General features: G+C 44.8%; 17 protein-coding genes. 7 read left to right on the top strand and 10 right to left on the bottom strand.

Annotated elements, in window-relative coordinates:
* The first annotated feature begins 549 nt into the window (after positions 1-549).
* From EO95_RS15835 to EO95_RS15815, 5 genes are all read left to right on the top strand, one after another.
* Entirely contained in the window at positions 550-2022 is a 1473-nt protein-coding gene (locus tag EO95_RS15835) for an MATE family efflux transporter (RefSeq protein ID WP_048136367.1), read from the top strand.
* 378 nt (positions 2023-2400) lie between these two features.
* Positions 2401-2859, top strand: a complete 459-nt coding sequence (locus tag EO95_RS15830; RefSeq protein WP_048136352.1) for a MarR family winged helix-turn-helix transcriptional regulator — start codon at positions 2401-2403, stop codon at positions 2857-2859.
* 51 nt (positions 2860-2910) lie between these two features.
* Positions 2911-3240, top strand: a complete 330-nt coding sequence (locus EO95_RS15825) for a TrmB family transcriptional regulator (protein WP_048136350.1) — start codon at positions 2911-2913, stop codon at positions 3238-3240.
* Positions 3241-3332: 92 nt separating this feature from the next.
* The gene (locus EO95_RS15820; protein WP_048136348.1) at positions 3333-4769 is read left to right on the top strand and encodes an MATE family efflux transporter; all 1437 of its coding nucleotides are present in this window, start codon (positions 3333-3335) and stop codon (positions 4767-4769) included.
* 509 nt (positions 4770-5278) lie between these two features.
* Positions 5279-5677: a secondary thiamine-phosphate synthase enzyme YjbQ gene (locus EO95_RS15815; RefSeq protein WP_048136345.1), complete on the top strand. Its 399-nt coding sequence runs from the start codon at positions 5279-5281 to the stop codon at positions 5675-5677.
* 118 nt (positions 5678-5795) lie between these two features.
* Here the strand turns inward: EO95_RS15815 and purF are convergent, their stop codons facing one another.
* From purF to EO95_RS15805, 3 genes are all read right to left on the bottom strand, one after another.
* Positions 5796-7253: an amidophosphoribosyltransferase gene (gene purF / locus EO95_RS15810; RefSeq protein ID WP_048136343.1), complete on the bottom strand. Its 1458-nt coding sequence runs from the start codon at positions 7251-7253 to the stop codon at positions 5796-5798.
* Positions 7254-7302: 49 nt separating this feature from the next.
* Positions 7303-7473 carry a 50S ribosomal protein L37e gene (locus EO95_RS17280; protein WP_082098527.1) on the bottom strand — a complete coding sequence of 57 codons (171 nt, stop codon included), beginning with the start codon at positions 7471-7473 and terminating at the stop codon, positions 7303-7305.
* A 146-nt stretch (positions 7474-7619) separates the two neighbouring features.
* On the bottom strand, positions 7620-7838 hold the full coding sequence (locus EO95_RS15805) for an LSm family protein (RefSeq protein ID WP_011032293.1): 219 nt from the start codon (positions 7836-7838) through the stop codon (positions 7620-7622).
* Positions 7839-8390: 552 nt separating this feature from the next.
* Here EO95_RS15805 and thiD point away from each other — a divergent pair.
* Together thiD and EO95_RS15795 are read left to right on the top strand one after the other, a co-directional pair.
* Positions 8391-9734 carry a bifunctional hydroxymethylpyrimidine kinase/phosphomethylpyrimidine kinase gene (thiD, locus tag EO95_RS15800; protein ID WP_048136341.1) on the top strand — a complete coding sequence of 448 codons (1344 nt, stop codon included), beginning with the start codon at positions 8391-8393 and terminating at the stop codon, positions 9732-9734.
* A 212-nt stretch (positions 9735-9946) separates the two neighbouring features.
* Entirely contained in the window at positions 9947-11245 is a 1299-nt protein-coding gene (locus EO95_RS15795) for a TrpB-like pyridoxal phosphate-dependent enzyme (RefSeq protein ID WP_048136339.1), read from the top strand.
* Between the two features lie 299 nt (positions 11246-11544).
* Here the strand turns inward: EO95_RS15795 and EO95_RS15790 are convergent, their stop codons facing one another.
* The 7 genes from EO95_RS15790 to EO95_RS15760 form a co-directional block, all read right to left on the bottom strand.
* Positions 11545-11952 (bottom strand): DUF1699 family protein, encoded by a 408-nt coding sequence (locus EO95_RS15790; RefSeq protein ID WP_048136337.1) that lies wholly within the window; start codon positions 11950-11952, stop codon positions 11545-11547.
* Between the two features lie 965 nt (positions 11953-12917).
* Positions 12918-13331 (bottom strand): DUF1699 family protein, encoded by a 414-nt coding sequence (locus tag EO95_RS15785; protein ID WP_048136335.1) that lies wholly within the window; start codon positions 13329-13331, stop codon positions 12918-12920.
* A 103-nt stretch (positions 13332-13434) separates the two neighbouring features.
* Positions 13435-14736 carry a histidinol dehydrogenase gene (gene hisD / locus EO95_RS15780; protein ID WP_048136333.1) on the bottom strand — a complete coding sequence of 434 codons (1302 nt, stop codon included), beginning with the start codon at positions 14734-14736 and terminating at the stop codon, positions 13435-13437.
* Positions 14737-15076: 340 nt separating this feature from the next.
* Complete coding sequence (locus EO95_RS15775; protein ID WP_048136331.1) at positions 15077-17269, bottom strand: ATP-dependent DNA helicase; 2193 nt, start codon at positions 17267-17269, stop codon at positions 15077-15079.
* 196 nt (positions 17270-17465) lie between these two features.
* The gene (locus EO95_RS15770) at positions 17466-19232 is read right to left on the bottom strand and encodes a ribosome biogenesis/translation initiation ATPase RLI (RefSeq protein ID WP_048136327.1); all 1767 of its coding nucleotides are present in this window, start codon (positions 19230-19232) and stop codon (positions 17466-17468) included.
* Positions 19233-19779: 547 nt separating this feature from the next.
* Positions 19780-20193, bottom strand: coding sequence for a hypothetical protein (locus EO95_RS15765; protein WP_048136326.1), 414 nt, complete (start codon positions 20191-20193; stop codon positions 19780-19782).
* A gap of 336 nt (positions 20194-20529) precedes the next feature.
* Entirely contained in the window at positions 20530-21549 is a 1020-nt protein-coding gene (locus EO95_RS15760; RefSeq protein WP_048136323.1) for an MBL fold metallo-hydrolase, read from the bottom strand.
* Positions 21550-21938 lie beyond the last annotated feature (389 nt).

Below are 21938 nucleotides of genomic sequence, written 5' to 3'. Positions count from 1 at the left end.
CGGGAATTTTAGGCAAAAAGTATTATTTAGGATGAAAAGTTACAGGTACCTGAATCCTGTGGCAACAAATCATGATTTTACTTTGCCCAAAAAGAGTGAAAAGGAATTGAATTTGCAGAATTTTTAACTCGCTAATTTCCCGTTTTCATTTAAAATTCGTCTCTATCTTTTGATTTTCAGCTTATTATTAAATTAATCTAAAGTAAATATTATTTTATAATAATGCATGGTGCTGAAAATTACTTTTTCATATATAAAGATCTTGACCCATTATCCCGAGAAATCGATATTAAACAGTTATCAAGCCAATTAATTGATTTTAATTCTTCTGATCCACAAAATTTTGTCCTCAGGTTATAAATTTATCCCTGCATCTGGGAAGTAAATAAAAAACTTTTCACCGCAAATAAGAAAATGTTAAAGGCAGAGAGATCAAAGAAGAATAGGATAAAAAATATGTGATAGAGTCAACTACCCCTGAGCTAAAGACTCAGGGGCTTCCTGTTGAGGTTTTATGAAAAATGTGTGAGTCCAAAAACGGCGGGAAAAATGAGCAGGGAAACGGTAGAAGAAAAAGGGAACACCGGAGAGAAAGAGGCAAAGGAAAGCAGGGATGAGAAGGAAAAAACAGAAGTCCTCCCAACTCAAAAAGTTACGGAAGGGGTGGATGTCCTCCTCGGAGACCCTAAAAAAGCCGTGGTCAAGCTCTCAATTCCTATTATAGTTGCAATGTCCGTACAGACCATCTACAGCCTGACCGATACTTTCTGGGTTGCAGGTCTTGGTGCAGATGCCCTTGCTGCGGTGGGGTTTGCCTTTCCTTTTTTCGTTATTCAGATGGCGCTTACAAGCGGGCTTGGAGTTGGGGGAGGAGCTGCGGTTTCCCGGCGGATAGGTGCAAGGGACAAGGCAGGCGTGGATAACGTTGCAGTGCATACCTTCGTGATAATGTTCATCCTCACAGTTGCCCTTACCGTGCTCGCCCTTGCCTTTGTAAAAGACCTCTTTGTGTACAGTGGAGCCGGAGATACAACCGGATTAGGGGTTTCATATGCCCGGGTTATCTTTGCAGGCAGTTTTGTGTTCTTTTTTACGAACGTTGCAAACTCCATTCTCAGGAGCGAAGGGGACTCAAAGCGAGCCATGCAGTCCATGATCCTGGGGTCCGGCCTGAACATAGTGCTTGACCCTGTTTTTATCTATACCCTGGGGCTTGGGGTTGCAGGGGCTGCTCTTGCGACTGTGATTTCTTTTGCTAGCTCGGGTCTGCTGATGTTCTACTGGTTTTTTGTCAAAAAGGACACCTATGTGACTTTCAGGTTCCATTCCTTCAAATTCGACAGAGCCATTGTCCGGGACATCTTCAGGGTGGGCATTCCTTCATCAGTAGAGCAGGTCGCCCTGGCGATGACCGCTCTCCTCATGAACCTTATAATTGTCAATGTCAGCAGCACCGATGGGGTTGCAATCTACGCCACAGGTTGGAGAGTCGCAAGCATTGCGGTTGCTCCTTTAATTGGAATTTCAATCTCCGTGGTCTCGATTAGCGGGGCTGCCTTCGGAGAACTTAACTTTAAAAAAGCCCGGCAAGCCCTTATTTATGCAACAGAAATAGGCTTTCTGGTAGAAGCCGCCATAGGCATTGCTGTATTCGCATTTGCCCCGCAGATTGCAGCCATTTTTACCCAGGCCGAAACTGCCGCCCGTATCGCCCCTGAACTAACAAGGCTCCTGAAAATTATGACCGTATTCTATCCGGCGGTTGCCTTCGGAATACTCTCTGCATCTCTTTTCCAGGGGGCAGGAAAAGGCACAAGCGCCCTTATTGCAACTCTTCTCCGGAGCCTTATAATGACTCCCCTCTTTGCCTTGCTCTTTGCCTATGAATTCGGCTGGGGGCTGCTTGGTGTGTGGTGGGGGCTGGTTGCGGGTACGGTTATCGGGTCTTTGATCACTTTTGTGTGGGCTCAGTTCTACCTGAGACGTATGATCCATGCTACAAAACCCGGGGAAAAATGTTGATTACACCAGGATGCCTTATACTTGCAGATATTTTCGATTATCAGATCATAAAATATAAATAAAACCTATTCGGTATTTAGTTTGAAATCGAACAGTAAGAAAAGTAAATAGTAAGATTTAATACAGTCATGATTCGGATGATAAGATAGAAATTAAAACCCAGTCAAACCCGATAAGCTTCGGTAAACCCAACAAAAAAGTCAAACCCGATAAGATCGGGAAAACACCCGCCAGAAACCAGTCCGAAGATTGAATCAAGCACGCCTCGCAAAACAGATCTTCTGGATCAAAAACGCCTCACAAACAGATCCCTGGCTACTATCCCTGGCTTTATCATCCGGATCAGGACTGGAAAAAAGCGCCTCACTGTGATAACCAATGAAAGAAGAAATAATAAAAGAGACGGTAAAACTTCAGTTTGAGATGATCCATCTCTTCCATAAAAATTTTGCCAAAACTTTTCACCAGGCAGGAAATAGCCCATACAATCTTAACAAGAATCAGAATAAGGCTATCCTGATTATAGGTTCAGTAGGTGAGATAATGCCTACGACTCTTGGAAAATGCCTGGACCTTCAGAAAGGGAGCCTGACCAGCATGATCGATGCTCTGGAAAGAGAAGAGCTTGTCTTCAGGAAGGGAGACCCCGGGGACCGGAGAAAGACCCTGGTTTCACTTACGGAAAAAGGAAAGGCCTACAGGGACTGGTTCACAGAGGAACTTGAAAAAAGTGTATCTGAGGTCCTTAACAGGCTTGCTGAAGAAGATATTGCAGCCTACAAGGAAAGCCTGGAGACAATGCTTGGCACACTGAAGAAACTGGATGGAAGTACCTGAAAGGGAAAAGCCCCGGGCCCTGGGAAACGATACTGGATACTGAGATCTGCAATGTACACGGAGCTCATAGGCAAACTCAAGAAACTCGGATTCACAGAAAACGAGGCGAAGATCTATTTGGGACTCCTCAGCATGGGCGAGGCGACAGCAAGGGAAATCCATGAATTTACGCACGTTCCCAGGCCAAAGATTTATGCTACGCTGGAGAGAATGTCAAAAAAGAAGTATGTGGAAGTCATCGAAGGAACTCCGGCATATTTCAGGTGCATTGGTCCGGAGCAGCTGACCGAAAGGCTTAGAAACGAATTTCTTTTCTCCCTGAATGAAACATTGAAGGAACTTAATTCTGCAGGTTACGGGATAAAATACACGTTCATTTAATGTTTGGTCTGAGTCCCCTGAGCTCCTGAAAAAGATTCCATTCCTGAAAAAGAGGAAAAGGGAAAAAGACGTATTAAAAGGAAGATCACTAAATGAAAACCAGAGCAGTCGTAAATTCAAATCCCGTCAATCCTGAAAAAAGTCCGGAAACACGCGGCGTAAAGATCCTTGAAGGAGACCCAAAAAAAGCCATTATCAAACTTGCGGTCCCGATGATTGTTGCGATGTCCGTCCAGACCATTTACCAGCTGGTAGATACTTTCTGGGTTTCAGGGCTTGGAGCGGATGCGCTTGCTGCAATGGGCTTCGTATTTCCTTTCTTTTTCATAAGCATGGCTTTATCCAACGGGCTGGGTATAGGGGGAGGAGCAGCCATCTCCCGAAAGATAGGAGCACGGGATAAAGCAGGAGCAGACAACGTAGCCGTACATACGATTATAATGATGCTGCTTCTCGTTCTGATATTTACCATACCCTTCTATGTTTTTGCCCCTCAGATCTTCACTCTGGCAGGAGCAGGAAAAACAACCGATCTCGCAGTAGCTTACGCAAGGGTGATATTCCTCGGGAGCTTAGTAGTTTTTTTTACGAATGTAGCTAACTCCATCCTGAGAGCCGAAGGGGATTCAAAGCGCGCAATGCAGGCAATGATCTTTGGCGCAGTCCTGAATATTATCCTTGACCCTATTTTCATATACACCTTTAAAATGGGAATTGCGGGCGCAGCCTGGGCGACCCTGCTATCTCTTGCAGTCTCTTCGGTTATGATGCTGAACTGGCTATTTTTCAGGAAGGATACTTTCGTTTCCTTCGATTTTAAAGACTTCAGCTTTGAAAGAAATATTGTAAATGACATCTTCAGGATTACAATCCCCGCCTCCGCCCAGCAGCTTTCTATGTCATTATCCATGCTTGTACTCAACCTTATTATTGTAAACGTAAGCAATACCGACGGAGTTGCTGTCTACTCTACTGGCTGGCGGATTGCAACAATTGCGATTGCCCCCCTTATAGGGATTGCAACAGCTGTAGTTTCGGTTTCAGGAGCCGCTTTCGGAGCAAAGGACTTTGAAAAAGCAGAAATTGCCCATACCTATGCAATAAAACTGGGCCTCCTTATCGAAAGTGTGGTTGCTGTATTTACTTTTATTTTTGCCCCGCAGATTGCAGCAATTTTCACGCAGACAGCAGAAGCCGCCCATATAGCGCCAGACCTCACCCACTTCCTGCGTGTGATCTGTATCTTCTATCCGTCAGTTTCTCTCGGAATGCTCTCGACATCTTTCTTCCAGGGTGCAGGAAAAGGCATGAGCGCGCTTACCGCAAACCTCCTGAGAACCATAGTATTTACCCCGATCTTTGCAGCCTTTTTCGCCTTCAATCTGGATATGGGCCAGGTAGGTGCCTGGTGGGGGATTGTCGTAGGGAACGGAATCGGAGCCGGAATAACCTTTGTCTGGGCAAGACTCTACCTCAATACAATTCTGAAAACAGGATCTTTGAACAAACCTCTGGAACAGGGAGTTTGAAAAGATCTTTTAGGGAAGTAGTTTGAAAAAGCGGTTTCCGGGTCAAGGGAAATATTTCTCAGCCCGGATAGAGTATTTTTTTTATAATATTTGGTTTCTCTTACTGATAATATAAGTTAGGATATTCTTTTCTACCCGGCAGCAGTCCAACTACAACCCTGTGTGGCACACAGGTAAAAAGCGGCAGGTGCCGCTGTCGAGCATTTGAAACAATATAATCTAATTAACCAGGGATTGCCAACAAAGTATTCCAGACTTAAAAACCATGAGTCTGGACTTCTGCCTTCTAACCTTCTTTTCCCGCAACTAATGAATTATTTATCCTCTATAAAAGGACCTGTATATAAGGTACAAAACAAGATATAAACCTGAGAAGCGGCAAAATCCGGAAAAACAGATAGATAAAATGAGACCATAAAGATAAAAGGCCTGAGGCGAAGGTATTATTCAGTCAAAAAGATTTTCAGGCAAAAAATACAGCAGACCGCATAAAGTTCAGAGGGAAGGACTTGAAACTCAACATTGAAACTTCAAGGCGCATAGAGCTGATAGACATTACCTCCGAAGTACAGGAAGAGGTCAGGATAAGCGGAATACAGGAAGGCATATGCCTCATCAGTACCAGGCATACGACTGCAGGCATTATAATTAATGAAAATGAAAGCGGGCTCAGGGAAGATGTCCTGAATCTGCTGGACAGACTTGTTCCTTCTGGGGCCGGGTACAGGCACGACCGCATAGACAATAATGCTGATGCCCATCTCAAAGCCGTGCTGCTCGGAGCAAGCGAAGCCCTGCCAATTGTACAGGGAAAACTGGAACTCGGCACCTGGCAGAGCATCTTTTTTGCCGAGATGGACGGCCCAGGACACAGGACAGTAAATATGACGATTTTAAAGATAGAATAAGGATAGGGGACCAGGACGAGTTAAAATACAGGATCGAACCGAAAAGTAGCGCAGAACATCCAGAAAGAAAAAACAAATGAGAACAAAAAAAATAAGAAAAGAAAAAGAAGAAAGTCCCTTAAGGGCTGCCTGAAGAGACTGACTGAGAAGAGCTTTTAACCTTACTGAAATCGTCCAGACGGGTCTGTTTTTTTCTGCAGATCTCACCCGGGATTTCTACAGGATATTCACCTGTAAGGCATCCAACGCACATGTCATTCTTATCGCACTCAAGAGCTCTCATAAGCCCTTCAATGCTGAGATAACCGAGAGAATCAGCATTTATAAGCCCTTCAACCTCTTTTGTAGTCTTGTACGAGGCGATAAGTTCCTGCCTGGTTGCCATATCGATCCCTAAATAGCAGGGGGCAATAATTGCCGGACTTCCGACCCTTGCATGGACTTCTGAAGCTCCCGCCTTCCTGACCATATCTATGATACGCCTGGAAGTCGTGCCGCGGACAATACTGTCGTCAACCAGGACTACACGCTTGCCTTTGATGTTATCCTGAATGGCGTTCATCTTGAGCCTGACTGCAGTTTCACGCAGGTCCTGTCCCGGAAGAATAAATGTGCGCCCTATGTAGCGGTTCTTCATAAGACCTTCCAGGTACATGATTTTGGATTCCCTTGCATAGCCGATTGCAGACGTGATTCCCGAGTCAGGGACAGGAGAAACTATATCTGCGTCTACATTATGCTCGCGGGCAAGCTCCCTTCCGATTCTTTCCCGGACCTTGTAGACGAGTTTGCCATCTATGACGGAATCGGGCCTTGCAAAGTAAATGAACTCGAAAACGCAATGTGCAGGATGGGGCTCGCTTGTGAGCTGGTGGCTCTCAAAGCCTGAACCCGTGAAGACCATAACCTCGCCTGGTCTGACGTCTCTAATAAGAGTGCCGTTCAGAGTGTCGATGGCCACGCTCTCCGAAAAAACTCCGTATCCGCCGTCAACTTCTCCAAAACAGAGAGGTTTGAAACCGAAGGAGTCCCTGACAGCATACACAATGCCGTTAATGAAGATAACAAGGGAATAAGAGCCAACAAGCTTGCGCATTACGGTCCTGATAGACTCGATAGGGTCATGTTTTATCAGTTCTTTCACAAGCAGGTGACCGATAACCTCAGTATCGGAGTCGCTTATAAAAATCCGGCCTTCGTTTTCCAGCTCATCCTTAAGTTCTCTGGCATTAACCAGATTCCCATTATGGGCAATGGCAACGGTTCCACCCTTGAAGTTCAGGATAAAAGGCTGACAGTTTTCAATCTTTGACCCGCCAGTCGTGGAGTAACGGACATGCCCGACTCCTGCGTTCCCTATGAGACGCCCCAGGGATTCCTTGTTGTACACATCAGGCACAAGCCCCATGCCCTTGATGGACTTAGGAGACGTACCGTCATGAACCATTATGCCTGTGGACTCCTGTCCTCTATGCTGGAGGGCATACAGAGCGTAATAAAGCTTGAATGCGACAGCATTTGACTGAGGCCTGTCGTCAGGGAGGATTATGCCTGCAACCCCGCATTCTTCTTTCAATCTTAACCTCCGGTGCAGGTAAAAAATAAAGAAAATTGAGCAGGAAAGTTTAATACTTGCACTTTGCCTGCCATTTGTAAGATCTCATGCGGGTTGTTTTTCCGAAACCGCATGAAGTACACTCTTTTGTATGTATGTTTAATGAAACGCTGCCGCATCTTCTGCATTTGGCGTGAGTGCGCTTCTGTCTTTTTCCCATTGATGCCGTGCCTTTACTCATTCCTATATCTCCTTATAAAAATCAACTTATTAGTGTGTAATATTCGATAATTCGAAGCAATTTTGTTTTTTGGAATTAATTCTCAGTCATACAGATTCTGCTGCTCACCGAGGTTTAACGTTAATAGATGAAGTGCTTGATATAGATTACGGAGATACGTATACCACGTTGTCACCGCGAATAACGACACTGCTGAATTTACTTACGACTTCTCCTTCTCTTAATTCTTCAGCGTTGTCAAGCACGAGGTTCATGTGAATATCGTATCCTTTCAGCTCGCCCCTAAACTCACGTGCGCCTTTCAATCTAACAATTACAGGTGTGTCCAGTGCGTTGTTCAAAATATCCAGAGGTCGGTTTGCCATCCTTACAATCCCCTTAAAACATTATAAATCAATTCATTATCTATATCAATATAAATAGTTAATCCAGACTTAAACTGATCGCCGCGCTTAAGTATTTGATTATTTGCATCAAAGTCGCAAATACAATATATAAATGTATCGAAGCAATATATCCTTTTCAGGTTCCAATATATAAAAGAACCCAAAATATAAGAAAAATACTCTTTTCAGGGGAAAAATACAATATTACTAAAACACATTCACTCAACGCTTTCAGAAATGATTTAAAAAGTTTGCAGAAAATAAAACCTGTAAAAAACAGTCCTTCATAAGCTTACAGAAACATTATGTAATCCAGTTTTTCGAAAGACGGTTTCTTCAAAAGCCAGCTGCCCGGAAGTATCTGCAGTATAGAAATCTCTGCAGAATTATACAGATCACTCCATAGAATAAAATAAAAATTCCTTTGCCCGAGAAACAGAAAAGCAAGCTCTGGAAAAAGTCATTCTGGAAAAAGTCAGTATATGCCAGTATATTAAACATATAAAGAGAATATAAAAAAAGAGGAGTATAATGACAGGAAATCCCTTATCCAAAACCCCTATTGTGATGACGATTGCAGGCTCGGATTCAGGAGGTGGAGCCGGAATTGCTGCTGACCTGAAGACCTTTGCCGCATTTGGAGTTCACGGTACCTGTGCCATAACTTCCGTAACTGCCCAGAATACAACAGGAGTTCTTAAGACATTTGACCTTGCCCCTGAAGCTGTTGCAAGCCAGATCGAAGCTGTCTGTACGGATATGAATATTAAATGGGTAAAGACCGGAATGCTTGCCTCATCGGAAATCGTAAAGGAGGTTGCAAAGCAGGTAAAAAAGCACAGGCTTTCCCTGGTGATTGACCCTGTCATGGCTGCTGAAGCCGGAGGAGACCTCCTGCGAAAAGAAGCTCTTTCAGTCCTTATCGAAGAACTGCTGCCCCTCTGTAAGGTTACGACTCCAAACGCCTCTGAGGCAGGCGCAATTGCAGGAATTCCTGTCAAAACCCATGAAGATGCAAAACTTGCGGCAAGAAAAATTGCAGACCTTGGAGTTGAAGCCGTTATTGTTACAGGAGGGCACCTTGATGCGACTGACCTTCTCTATGAATCCGTTTCCGGCACCTTTACCCGCGTTCCTGGAACTTTTGTCAGAGGAGGAACCCACGGCTCGGGCTGCACCTACTCTGCATCGATGACTGCCTGCCTTGCCTATGGGAATAGTCTGGAAACCGCTGCCAGGAAGGCAAAGAAATTCGTGGAACAGGCAATCCAGAGGAGCCTGCCTGCGGGCAGAGGAGCAGACCCTGTAAACCCCCTCGGAAAGACCCTTGAGGAAAAAGAGCGCTACCTTGCCCTGAAGGATGTAAAAGAAGCGGTATCAATACTTGCAGACAGCCCTGAGTTTGCAAAGCTCATTCCTGAGGTTGGCTGTAACATAGGAAAGGCAATTCCGGGTGCCCGAAATTATGAGGACATTGCGGCTGTGGACGGCAGGATAGTGAGGTACAGAGGAAGGGCAAATCCTGTTGGATGTGTTGACTTTGGAGCCAGCAGGCACGTAGCAAGGGTCGTTTTTGCAGCTCTTCGAGAGAATCCTGACATCAGAGCTGCCATGAATGTAAAATATTCAGAAGAAATCCTTGAAGCCTGCAGGGAAATGGGGCTTGAGATTTCCTCTTTTGATAGATCTAAAGAGCCTGAAGAGGTCAGTACCATGGACTGGGGCACTTCTGAAGCAATTAAAGAATACGGAGGAATGCCTGAAGTAATCTATGATGAAGGAGGAATGGGAAAAGAACCTATGGTCAGGCTTCTCGGTCCGGATGCATCAGAGGTTGCAAAAGTTGCAGTGAAACTTGCCGGAAAATTGAGATGAAAACCGTAAACAACAACCGTAAACAACAACCTTAAACAACAACCGGCGGAAAGCCGGCACACGTTTTCTTTTTTTCGTTTCCGTAATTTCGAGGGTGATTCTAAGATTCTTAAAGTATAAAGGTGTAGTTTGGAGTTCAGACATGCAAAACAGATAACGCTTAAATACATCAAGGTACGATTTTGTACAGAAATAATGTGAAGGAGATTTTCATGGAACAGACAAAGATTATCCTTGATGAAAATGAGATGCCGAAGAAATGGTACAATGTCCTTTCCGACCTTCCCACTCCAATTGATCCACCTCTTGACCCCAGAACCTGGCAGCCTATAAGCCCGGATGCTCTTGAGCCTATTTTCCCGAAGGAACTGATCAGGCAGGAAATGAGCAGCGATCGGTATATTGAAATTCCCGAGGAAGTGCTTGATATTTACAGGCTCTGGAGACCAAGCCCCCTATTCAGAGCCCATCAGCTGGAGAAAGTTCTCAAGACCCCTGCAAAGATCTATTATAAGTACGAAGGAGTTAGCCCTGCAGGCAGCCACAAAACAAATACCTCCATTGCCCAGGCTTACTATAACATGAAAGAGGGTACCGAGAGGCTCACAACAGAGACGGGAGCAGGGCAGTGGGGAAGTGCACTTTCGCTTGCCTGCAATTACTTCGACCTCGAATGCAAAGTCTATATGGTCCGTTCCAGTTACTACCAGAAACCTTACAGAAAATCCCTTATGACCCTCTGGGGAGGAAATGTAGTGCCTTCCCCAAGCCCGGATACGGAGTTCGGAAGAAAAATCCTGCAGGAGCAGCCTGACACCCCAGGAAGCCTCGGGATTGCAATCAGTGAGGCTGTAGAGGATGCAGTAGCCCACGAGAACACAAAGTATTCCCTTGGAAGTGTGCTTAACCACGTTGTGCTCCACCAGACCGTGATAGGTGCAGAGTGCAAAAAGCAGCTCGAACAGGTCGAAGAATACCCTGATGTGGTTATCGGGTGCTGCGGCGGAGGAAGCAACCTAGGAGGAATCGGGCTTGAGTTCATAAAAGACAGGCTTGAAGGAAAACACAACGCAAGAGTTGTCGCAGTCGAACCCTCAGCCTGCCCTTCCTTAACAAAAGGAGAGTACAGGTACGACTTCGGAGACACTGCCGAGATGACCCCGCTCCTTAAGATGTACACCCTCGGCCACAAGCATATGCCTCCTGCTATCCATGCCGGAGGACTCCGCTACCACGGCGACTCTCCTATCATAAGTAAACTCTATGCCGAAGGGCTTATAGAAGCTGTTTCATATGATCAATACGATGTTTTTGATGCAGCCGTACAGTTTGCCAGGACAGAAGGAATAGTGCCTGCACCTGAATCGTCCCACGCTATCCGCTGTGCAATTGATGAAGCCCTCGCAGCCAAACAGACAGGGGAAGAAAAGACCATTCTCTTTAACCTGAGCGGGCATGGTCACTTTGACATGGCTTCCTATGACAAATATTTCAGCAGGGAACTTGTCTGAAATAACCGGGATAATAAAGAGCATAAGCTGAAAAACACACAAAAAATAAAGCCTGAAATGTAAAGGCTAAAATGTAAAGGCTAAAACGTGAACTTCCCCCGGGCTAAAAACCCAGGGGTTTTACGCTTTGTTCTATAAAGGTTAAAGAGTATAGAATCTGATAGGGATGCCCTTCAGGCGTCCTCTGTTTTTTAGAGAAAACATTTTCCAGATAATGTGTTTTTTAAAAATGTTTTTATACAGATATTTCCTTGCACCGTGTTACTGGTACACTCTGGCTGCACTTTCAATAGAGCTTGTTAATCAAACTGCTTTCTGTTCAGGATATAAAGGACCATCTTTGGGCTGAGCTTGCTTTCCTTCGTTATTTTTTCGGAAATATTTTCGTCTGGAATTCCTTCTGCTTTCATATTCCTTATTTTACTCATTACTGAAGGAGGGACGGTGTAATACTCGTTTATGTCCTTTCTGTGCCCCCAGACATCTCCTTCAAGCAGCTGGATCTTTTGCATTCCCAGAAACATCTCCATAGACTTCGAAATCGTCTTTTGATATGATTTCGGAAGCTGGACTATTTCAAGCCTCGGACAGATTTCAACAAGCAAGAAAATATCTTTATTTGAAGGCCTGAACGCAAGGTGAATTACCTTTTCGTTCGGGTTTAAGGAGAGAATTTCATCTCTTGAACTAACAACTCTTATTTTCATACCATTCCCCAGACCCTAGTTAAGTTTAAGAATTAATGAAATAAGTTATACGGCAATATTTAAATATTTTTCTCTGTTATGCTTGTAAAATAGGTTTCGTGTCTCAATAAAATATTTAAAAAAAGTTACATGTAAAAGCAAAAATAAAAATATATAAACTAAAATGCAGGATTTAATGTCTGAAAATAAGCTTGATTTTTTTTGAATTGTTGGTATAAATATAAAAAAAGAGTAATATAGAAAATAAATAATGTGTTATGGAATTGATCTAAGCTGAAACTCTTTAACCGTCTCACCCGTCTGTTAAAATGGTTTTAAAAAGAGTAAAGATAATGGCTATACAGAAAGTCAACTACCCCTGAGCTAAAGACTCAGGTGTTTCATGCTAAGGTTTTATGATTTAAAGGGGAGAGTATAAGCTCCTTTACATTTCGATCCGATATTCCGCAGATGTATTCAAAAAAAGAACATTTTTTTGCGATCTTTTTTGGAGAATTATGAGGAAATCTGCAGTTATTATCTCAACTGAAGCTTCGGGAAATGGGTGCCGGAAGTTTTCAATGAAGGCAAAATGTAGAAAATTGTAGGATATTTCAAAAACACATGTTTGAGCAATCAGGGCGGTTTTCAGAAAAAACGCTGGCAGGAAAAATTGTGAAAATTGAAAGGACATCTGCGAAAAGTGGGTTCGATGAAAAAGAGCACGTATTTGAATAAGGAAAAGAATTGAGAAAAACATAGATAAATTAGAGAAAAGTTTATTACGGCTGAGAGTTCCATCCCGTAAACTCCTTCTGAGAATAAGTCTGGAAATATATGGAAAACTTTTTAAGACAGTGTCTTAAAAAGTTGACTGCCCCCTTCAGTTAAAATATCTTTCACGGGTACATAGTAAAAACCGATTTGCCCCGAAAAGTTATGGTTGAAAGGGCAGATGAATCCATGCTTAAGGACAATCCCATACTTCAGGACAATTCCATGTTTCTTTTGCTCAGGATATAAAGTATCATGTCCGAATTCAGCTTGCTTTCTCTCGAAAGCTTTTCGGCAATCATCTCATTGGAGAACCGGTCGGCTTTTAATTCCTGAATTTTCTCCATAACATTCTGAGAAACGTTGTAGTATTCGTTTATGTCTTTCCGATGTCCCCATACATCCCCTTCAAGGAGGTTTATCTTCTGCATTTCCAGGAACATTTCTATTGACTTTGAAACAGTCCTTCTGTAGGATTTAGGAAGCTGTATGGCTTCAATTTTAGGGCATGTTTCGGCAAGCATGAATACATCCCTGTTAGACGGCCTGAAAGCAAGGTGGATAACCTTTTCATTCGGGTTTAGGGTAGGAATTTCCTCCCGTGAACTAACCACTCTGATTTTCATATTAATCCCCACTCTCCTTATTTAAGAATTAAATCTTTTTTATTTAAATATCAAATTTTGTTTACGCATTTACATTTTATATACATATCGACTAGCAGAAATATTATTTAGAGGGTTTGTACCCGAAACGGGTTCTAATAGCATCAGCATGTGCCTGCAGACCTTCTTCCTCAGCTAATGCGATTATAGTTTCTTTCAGACTTTCAAGCCCACTCTTACTGATTTTCTGGATACTTGAATATTTAAGAAAGTGGTTGATATTCAGACCGGAATAAATCCTGGCATATCCTGCCGTGGGAAGCACGTGATTGGTACCGGAGGCATAATCTCCAACCGGAACAGGAGCATAGTTCCCTATAAAAATCGATCCGGCATTTTTAATCCTGTCAAGTACGAAATCGGAGTCTTCCACCATAATCTCCAGGTGCTCAGGAGCAAACTTATTGCTGAAGTCAATGCCCTGCTCAAGAGAATCTGCAATCAGGACTGCTGCATTTTCAAGAGAAGCTTTTACAATCTCAATTCTTGCAGTGTTTTCAGCCTGAACAAGTACCTCTTTTTTTACAGCTTCTGCAAGAGTCCCGGAAGTGGTCACAAGCACCGAAACTGCACTCGGGTCGTGTTCTGCCTGGGCTATGATATCTGAGGCAACCATGACAGCATCGGCAGAATCGTCTGCCAGAATAAGAACTTCACTGGGACCCGCCGGAAAGTCAATCTCGGCAACATCCCTTACCTGCATCTTGGCAGCTGTCACAAATACGTTACCAGGACCTACGATTTTGTCCACCTTCGGGACAGTTTCGGTTCCATAAGCCATTGCCCCTATTGCCTGCACGCCTCCAAGCTTGAAGACCTTATCTGCCCCTGCAACTTTCGCAGCAGCAAGCGTGAGAGGGTGAACAGAACCGTCAGCCCTCGGAGGAGTGCATACGACAACCTGTCCGACACCCGCAACCCTGGCAGGGATTACTGTCATCAGCACTGTTGAAGGATAGGAAGCCCGGCCCCCCGGAGCATAGGCACCCACACTTTCGAGGGGTGTTGCCTTCTGCCCCAGAATAACCCCGGGCTGAAGTTCCATAAACCAGGTAGTTTCAGGCATCTGGGCTTCGTGGAAAGCCATGATATTTGCTGCTGCGGTTTTAAGGTGTCCCATAAGCTCAGGACCGATACCTGACAGGGCTTCATCAAATTCCTCCTCGCTTACTTCAAAATCAGCAAGTATAACTTTATCAAACTTTTCGGTATATTCCCTGAGCGCGGAATCTCCCCTCGTGCGCACATCAGAAAGTACGGAGGAAACAGTTTTCCCAACATCTGCAAGCCCGGACCCCCGGGAAAGTAATTTCTGCATTTCAGCTTCCGAAACATCAGACAAATTTTTGAATAACATTGTGACCATCTCTGAGATTACCTGGTAAAACCTGATCCAAATTGATCAATAAGTTTGGTATAAGCCTTGTATAAATGATATAATCTGATATAATCTGCTCTCATTAAATCCCTGATCTCATTTAATATTTTACCTCCGGCTCAGAGATAAAAGAGCTGAAAAGTGAGAATTCGGTCCCTTAGTTTTGTATGTCACCTTTTATCTTTCGGGCAGGCTGGCCTAAGCCCTGTGCAGCGCGAAAGAAGAAAATTGAAAGATTTCCTCAGGGATTCCCGAAGAGACAAACCGATTAATCAGGACACCAATAAGTGAAAAATAAAAAAAGAAAGATCAACTAGATAGGAAAAGATCAAAAATCGTTGATTGTCTTCTGCCCATCGAGAGAACCTTTTTCAAGAGATCTTGCATCAAGGGCCTCAGGCACTGCCTCTCTTCTTCCGATCTGCTTGAAGATCCTTGCAGCAATCTTCGGCCCTACAAGAGCAGCCACCTGTTCAGGAGAAGCCTCTGCAAGGTCTGCTGTGGACTTGAAGCCTGCCTCATAAAGTTTCCTTGCCCTTACACGTCCGATGCTCCTGATGTCTAGCAGCCCCATCAGTTCAGGGCCTGCGCCGTAATGGATCCGTTTTTCAAGTTCTGCCGCTTCTTTTGCCCCTTTCAGGTCAAGGAGTCTGGCAAGCTGGGCAGCCACGTGCATGATCCACTCGGCAATGTCTGCAGTTGCACGGATGTCTCCTTCCCCTATGTTGAATTTTAAACAGAGCTCATTTTCAGGCTTTTCATGGATCCAGTCCATCAGCAGGAGAGCGGTCTTTACCTCACTCAGGAACCACTCATATTCGACAACATTGAAGGGGCTTGGAACCTTTGAGAACTCTTCTGCATGCGCCATTACGTAATCATTGATATCCTGGTAATCCTGGCTCCGCATATACATCAGGCGCATATCAGGCGTACTGCAGACCAGGTGCAGGAGAGTAAGTTCGGTCAGAGTTCCGGCTTCTCTTAAGCCCTTTGCAATAAGGGATGCGGAAAGGGGGTCAATATAGAGCCTGGAAACAAGTTTTCCGAAACTCGTGGAAATAAGGGAATCGGAATCCTTCTCAAGCATTCCCTCCTGCCGTAAAAAGTTCAGGCATTCATCCACAACCGTGGAAAGCCCGAAATTTGAGTACTGGAAAGCGAAAAAAGTCGCCTCCAGAAAATCCATAAGTTCTTCCCTTGTCCGGGCAAATCCGTTCGAGATAGTTGAAAGCACGTGCGTCCTGAGAGCGTTTTCCGTCCCAAGCTTGGACCAGATATCCTCGGCTCCGGCTTCAATATATTTCTCAAAAAGGAAAACCAATTCCTCGGATGTTTTTGCAAGCAATACAGCCTCTCCGTAGGGATCAAGCCTCGGCCTTCCTGCCCTTCCTGCCATCTGCTTGTATTCGAGCACCGGGATAGGCTGCATGCCTGCTTCGGAAGAATAACGCCGATAACTCCTTATAACTACACGCCTGGCAGGCAGGTTCAGCCCTGCTGCAAGGGTTGGAGTACTTGAGATAAGCTTTATGAGCCCTTCCCGAAAGCCGGCTTCTACAAGCTCCCTCAGAGGGGAGGTAAGGCCTGCGTGGTGAAATGCCGTCCCTGAACGAATGCAGGCTGCAAGAACTGAGGAGGTATCGGTTTCACTGTTTTCCAGGACCTCATCTGCAATCCCTGCAAGAGCTTTCCTGTCTTCTGCGGAAAGAGTCTTTTTAACTGCAGAAGTCGCTTTCTTTGCAAAGCCCATGCAGTTTTTCCTGCTGCTTTCGAAAACAAGGCACTGCCCGCCTTCCTTTAGGGTATCAAGCACAAGGTTTATGGCTTCATCTTTTGTGGGCTGCTCAACAGGTTTTTCCCTGTCCCTGCAGAAAAAAGTCCCGTTAAACAGTACCCCTTCCATAAGTTCGGTGGGCCTCCATTCGCTCACCACAAGTTCGGAATCAAGCCAGGCTGCAAGCTCATCGGCATTCCCGACTGTTGCCGAAAGTGCAAGGATCTGGCAGGAAGGGTTCATTTTCCGAAGTTTTGCAAGAGTGACCTCAAGGGTGGGCCCCCGGTCCGCAGAATCGATAAGATGGACTTCGTCTGCCACAACAACCGAGATCTCCTGCATCCAGGCAGTCTCGTTCCTGAGCAGGGAATCGGTTTTTTCCGATGTGGCTACAATGATGTCGTTAATGCCTATTCCTTCATCCCGCCGATCATAGTCCCCTGTTGAGATCCCGACCCTGACTCCCAGTTCTGAGAACTCCTGAAACCGCCTGAACTTCTCGGAAGCCAGAGCTCTCAGGGGCACGATATAGAGTGCCTTTCCTCCTGCGAGCACGGACTTCAACATTGCAAGCTCTGCAAGCAGAGTCTTTCCCGAAGCCGTAGGGATTGCAGCAAGCAGGTTTTTCCCTTCAAGCAGTCCCTTTTCAACAGCCTCTGCCTGGGGAGGATATAGTTCAAGAATCCCGGAGTTTTCATAAAAGCGCTTTACTTCAGCGGGCAGGTCGAGACTTTCTATCTTCATTGAAAACCAGAAACTCACACATAAGATAAAAAACTATTTTGAAACCACGATACCAGTGCCAAAAACTGCTTTCCTGCAAAAGGTTGAGGCCCCCTTTTTAAGGGAACCCCGGAGTTTTTCAGGATATTCTTTTCAGAATATTCAGTGGAAAAATCCGGAAAAACTCAGTCTTTTACAGAATCAGTCTTTTGCAGAATCAGTCTTTTGCAGAATAATAATAGTTTCCGCTTTCCTTCTGCTCCCGGTCAAGCCTTGAGCCAAGGTTGTTTACGCGGGGGCGCCTCGTCTCTTCATCCCTGCGGAAGGTAATGCTCAGGTTTTTCAGGAACCTGTTCATGCCGCTTTCCATACTGAACGGGCCGTGAGCCTCACCATAGACCGAGGGCTTGCCTTCAAAAACAAGGAGGCGCTGGCTGAGCAGATCTATCATGTAGATGTCGTGGTCAACGACCATAGCTGTCTTCTGGTTGTTTTCGGCAAAACGGTTTATGACTCTGGTGACCATGGAACGCTGCTCCACATCAAGGTGGGCACTTGGCTCGTCCAGGATATAGAGATCTGCTTCCTGGGATAGGCAGGCAGCAATCGCTACCCTCTGCAGTTCTCCACCACTGAGATCGGTAAGCAGGCTGTCATAGATCCTTTCAAGCTGAAGTGGGTTTGAGATCTCAACCTCATAATAACTGGTCCCGAACCGCTTAGAAATACCTCTCAGGAAGTCCTGAACACTCACAGGAGTATCTGCTTTAATGTACTGGGGCTTGTAGGAGATTTTGACCTCGATTCCGGGGTCTCCTTCTTCTGGCTTGATTTCTCCTGCCAGGACTTTTACGAAAGTTGACTTTCCTATTCCGTTAGGACCAACTATCCCGAGCACTTCCCCTTCACGCAGGTTTCCGCCTGTTGCTTTGAGAGAGAAGCCGTCGCCGTACTTCTTTGAAAAGCTGTTAAAGGAGACCGCAGACTTAAACTGGGCGTCCTCTCTTGGGGGATGGACCTCGAACTTGATAGCTTCCGGCCGGATCCTGATATTTTCTTCAGGAAGGTAGCCTTTAAGGTACTGGTTGATCCCGACACGCACACTTTTCGGAAGAGTAATCACACCAAACCCTGCAGGTTCACCATAGGCGATATGAATTACGTCTGTGAGCATATCCAGGACTGCAAGGTCGTGCTCGACTACAAGCACTGCCCTATCCTTTGAAATTTCCTGGATAAGGCGGGCTACGTTAATCCTCTGGTAGATATCGAGGTAGGGGCTTATTTCGTCAAAGAAATAGAACTGGGCATCCCTTGCCGCACAGGCTGCAATTGCAACCCTCTGAAGTTCCCCACCGCTTAATTCCGAGATTTTTCGCTCGACTACGCCTCTCAGGTCAAGATAATCGACAAGCTCATCCATAACCCCCCTTTCATCGGTTTTTTCAAGGAGCTCGGAGGTCTTGCCTTTGAAAGCTTTGGGGATCAGGTCAACGTACTGGGGCTTCTGGGAAACCTTTACCTTTCCGTCCACAACGGCTTTGAAATAGTCATGAAGTGCCGTGCCGGAATAGTGTTCGAGTACCGTATCCCAATCTCCTTTTTCCTGCCCGAAATTGGGGATCAGGGTTCCGGAAAGGATCTGGACAGATGTACTCTTCCCTATCCCATTCGGACCCAGAATACCGGTTACCTTTCCTATCCTCGGCACAGGAAGCCCGAAAAGGGCAAAACCGTTTGTCCCGTACCTGTGAGTGGGTTCCTTCAGGGCTTCAGGAAGCCCTATAATCATGATGGCATCGAAAGGACATTTGTTAATGCATATTCCGCAGCCCACACAGAGTTCCTCGGAGATGACCGGCTTTCCGTCTGCCTCAAAAACAATGGTCTCGTCTCCTGTCCTGACTCTGGGACAGTACTTTTCGCACTCCTTGCTGCACCTTCTGGGCTGGCATCTATCTTTGTTAAGTATAGCTATTCTCATAATAGTCCCCGGAAATTCCGTTTTTTGATTGGTTGAAGTATAAATGAATTTAGTAATATGGGTTCATTCGTGTAAACCCGGTTGTATGAATTAAGTAATGTGGTATAGTTATCTGGTTTAAGTTAGTATCTGAGTTCAGTTTTGTGAGTTGTCTTTGTTATTCAAGCGCGATACTGAGACGCCTTCTACAACCAGAGCAGACAGGCATCAGGCATTCTGAATTCGTTTTCAGTTCATTTCCGCAATTTTTCATCTTAATTGTCGCAATAACTCAGTAATCACACAAATCAGTAACGATAATTATGATCGAGGTTATAACGCATATAAAGCAATCAAGCATATACAGCAGTTATCGGTTATGAAATGCCTGCTCTGGTATATGAACCGTTGGAATGCTGCAGGCATGAAATACCATCGTGGTAAGAAATACCATTGTGGTAAAGAGCATAATTAAAAATGAATGTAAAAACCGATAGCAAAAGAGCCGGGGTAAAAAGGCTCTCTTTTAAGGGAAAAGCCTTTTTTGAAGCCCAGGAAAAGAGTTATTTCAATTCAGGAGCAGCGTCCAGGTAACGAGGAAGAAGTCTACAACTATAAACTCGACGTAAAACCAGTCCTTAGCCTTGAATTCCTTGACATCTATCTGAAGCGAGGGATAAATAAGCTTCTGGACATAATATGAGATTCCGATAATGATCATGAGTATGGCATACCAGATCCGGTCTTCTCCCGCCCCATACTGGCTGAACATTACAACCCCGGCGATTATTCCAAGTATTGAGGCAACAATTGTTTTTATAATTCCGTCCCTGTGAGCTTTCTGCTTTTCTTCAGGGGTCTTTTGCTTGGCAAGGATCTTTTTTTCTGGAGTCTCAACACTTGCTGGAACACTTTCTACGGAAGCCTCGGTAACATTTACGAGTTCCTTTCTGGACTTTGACTTTGGGGTTTGTTTACTCAACCTGCATTCTCTCCTGAACGGCAATTATCTTTCCTGGGAATGTAGTATTAATTAAAAGTTTAAAATGATTAAAAATGGAATTATAGATTTCAATAATCATATTTGATTCGGTGATATTAGTTAATAGTTAAATAAGAGTTAAATTTGACCCTGTAGACTTAAATTATTAGATTGGAACTTAAATTATTAGGCTGGATTAGCAGACTGGATTAGCAGACTGGAGTCTGAAATTTGAATTGAAACTTGTCAGACCGGAGTTATAAGATTAAAGTACCAGATTTAGATCATCATATTTAAATTTTTAGAATTAAATTATTAGGACTGAATTTAATGGATTTAAATAAATTCATTGCTTAAAACATTACCTATCTGATCTATGGATATCGAATCGATCCCTATTGAATTTAAATGTTTTGAAAATTTTGAAGGCCTGTGTCCTCCCGGGTGGTAAACAATAGTAACCTCGGGGTTGAGTTTTCTGACCATATCCTCAAGCCCGCACGCATCGAGGTGGTCACTTATTTTGATAATGGGATATGGATAATCAGCACGGCAGCTCAGCACGTACTTTTTTACATTCCACGGAAGCTTGTTAAGGTCCCAGGGAGCCACCACAAAAACATCATCCTCGCCCCCGGAGTCAAGTCCTGCAAGTTCTCCTGCATCCTCAAGCATGCTCCGCGTAAGCGCCCTGGTCCTTGCTTCCATCCGGATTGCGCCGTCATACCCGAAACCTCTCATTAATTCAACTGCACGCTGGGCTTTTCCGAACTCATATGCCCCGAAGGCAACAGGGCCGCTCTCAAAAAGGGCGCATTTCATGCTGTCAAGGTCATCCGCAAAATGACAGGAAGGGTCTTCAGGGTCCCCATAGTTGGCTTCAGTAATAAGGACATCGCAGGGAGGAAGCTTGCTGGCATCCTTGACATCCCCTGTGACCAGGATTCTTGTCCCTACATCGTTTTCCCAGTAAAAAGCCGTGGCGCCAACAGTATGTTCCGTAGGGCAAGTCCTTACCCTGACCCCCTCAATGTCAATTTCATCCCCGAGCCTGCACATGCTGCCCGAATATTTTTTGTCGTGCCTGATTTCAAGAGCAGCTGCTGTTTTTTCCGTACAGACTGCCCGCGGAGAGAGCATAGCTGATTTTCCGTGATGATCGGAATGGGCATGTGTAATAAGATATGCATCGGGCTGGGGGTACTTTCCTGGAGTCCGGGTAGTATCAATAGAAAAGGTACGTAAATCTCCCTCATTGCCCCTGAAACGGATTGAGACATGGGGTTTAAAGGTTCCTCGGGAGTTACGCTGCCTGAGTGCGAGCACACCAAGGTCAATTAACTTTTTAGAAATCACGCCAATCTTTGAGGAGATAATACTTAAGGTATTTAAGTTTAGGTAAAAGGCGTGTAGATTAGTGACGTATTATTTTACTATAATAAACTCACGAAGTAAGTACACTTTTAATACAGGTGGGCTCAAGCTGAACCGGGAGCATGGCAAGAAATAGCTGAAGAGGTCATAACTAAAGAGGTCATAGCTGAAGAGGTCATAACTGAAGAGGTCATAACTGAAGAGGCCATTTTGGTTATTTTTGTGCAATACCAACCAATTAACCAGGAAGCACCGCATTTGTAACTTATCAAAAGTAACATAACATGAGAGATGGTTCACCGATGCCTGTACTGCTGTCTCTTATACACATCTCCGAGCCCACGAGACGGACTCCTATCTCGTATGCCGTC

The organism is Methanosarcina sp. 1.H.T.1A.1, assembly GCF_000979295.1.
Taxonomy (GTDB): domain Archaea; phylum Halobacteriota; class Methanosarcinia; order Methanosarcinales; family Methanosarcinaceae; genus Methanosarcina.
Note: the sequence above shows the minus strand (reverse complement) of the source record. Positions and strands in the feature narration are given on the sequence as shown.

Excerpts from the sequence above, each read along its gene's own strand:
- EO95_RS15835 (WP_048136367.1), top strand. The coding sequence starts at position 550 with ATGAGCAGGGAAACGGTAGAAGAAAAAGGGAACACCGGAGAGAAAGAG.
- EO95_RS15830 (WP_048136352.1), top strand. The coding sequence starts at position 2,401 with ATGAAAGAAGAAATAATAAAAGAGACGGTAAAACTTCAGTTTGAGATG.
- EO95_RS15825 (WP_048136350.1), top strand. The coding sequence starts at position 2,911 with ATGTACACGGAGCTCATAGGCAAACTCAAGAAACTCGGATTCACAGAA.
- EO95_RS15820 (WP_048136348.1), top strand. The coding sequence starts at position 3,333 with ATGAAAACCAGAGCAGTCGTAAATTCAAATCCCGTCAATCCTGAAAAA.
- EO95_RS17280 (WP_082098527.1), bottom strand. The coding sequence starts at position 7,473 with ATGAGTAAAGGCACGGCATCAATGGGAAAAAGACAGAAGCGCACTCAC.
- EO95_RS15805 (WP_011032293.1), bottom strand. The coding sequence starts at position 7,838 with ATGGCAAACCGACCTCTGGATATTTTGAACAACGCACTGGACACACCT.
- thiD (WP_048136341.1), top strand. The coding sequence starts at position 8,391 with ATGACAGGAAATCCCTTATCCAAAACCCCTATTGTGATGACGATTGCA.
- EO95_RS15795 (WP_048136339.1), top strand. The coding sequence starts at position 9,947 with ATGGAACAGACAAAGATTATCCTTGATGAAAATGAGATGCCGAAGAAA.
- EO95_RS15790 (WP_048136337.1), bottom strand. The coding sequence starts at position 11,952 with ATGAAAATAAGAGTTGTTAGTTCAAGAGATGAAATTCTCTCCTTAAAC.
- EO95_RS15785 (WP_048136335.1), bottom strand. The coding sequence starts at position 13,331 with ATGAAAATCAGAGTGGTTAGTTCACGGGAGGAAATTCCTACCCTAAAC.
- hisD (WP_048136333.1), bottom strand. The coding sequence starts at position 14,736 with ATGGTCACAATGTTATTCAAAAATTTGTCTGATGTTTCGGAAGCTGAA.
- EO95_RS15775 (WP_048136331.1), bottom strand. The coding sequence starts at position 17,269 with ATGAAGATAGAAAGTCTCGACCTGCCCGCTGAAGTAAAGCGCTTTTAT.
- EO95_RS15770 (WP_048136327.1), bottom strand. The coding sequence starts at position 19,232 with ATGAGAATAGCTATACTTAACAAAGATAGATGCCAGCCCAGAAGGTGC.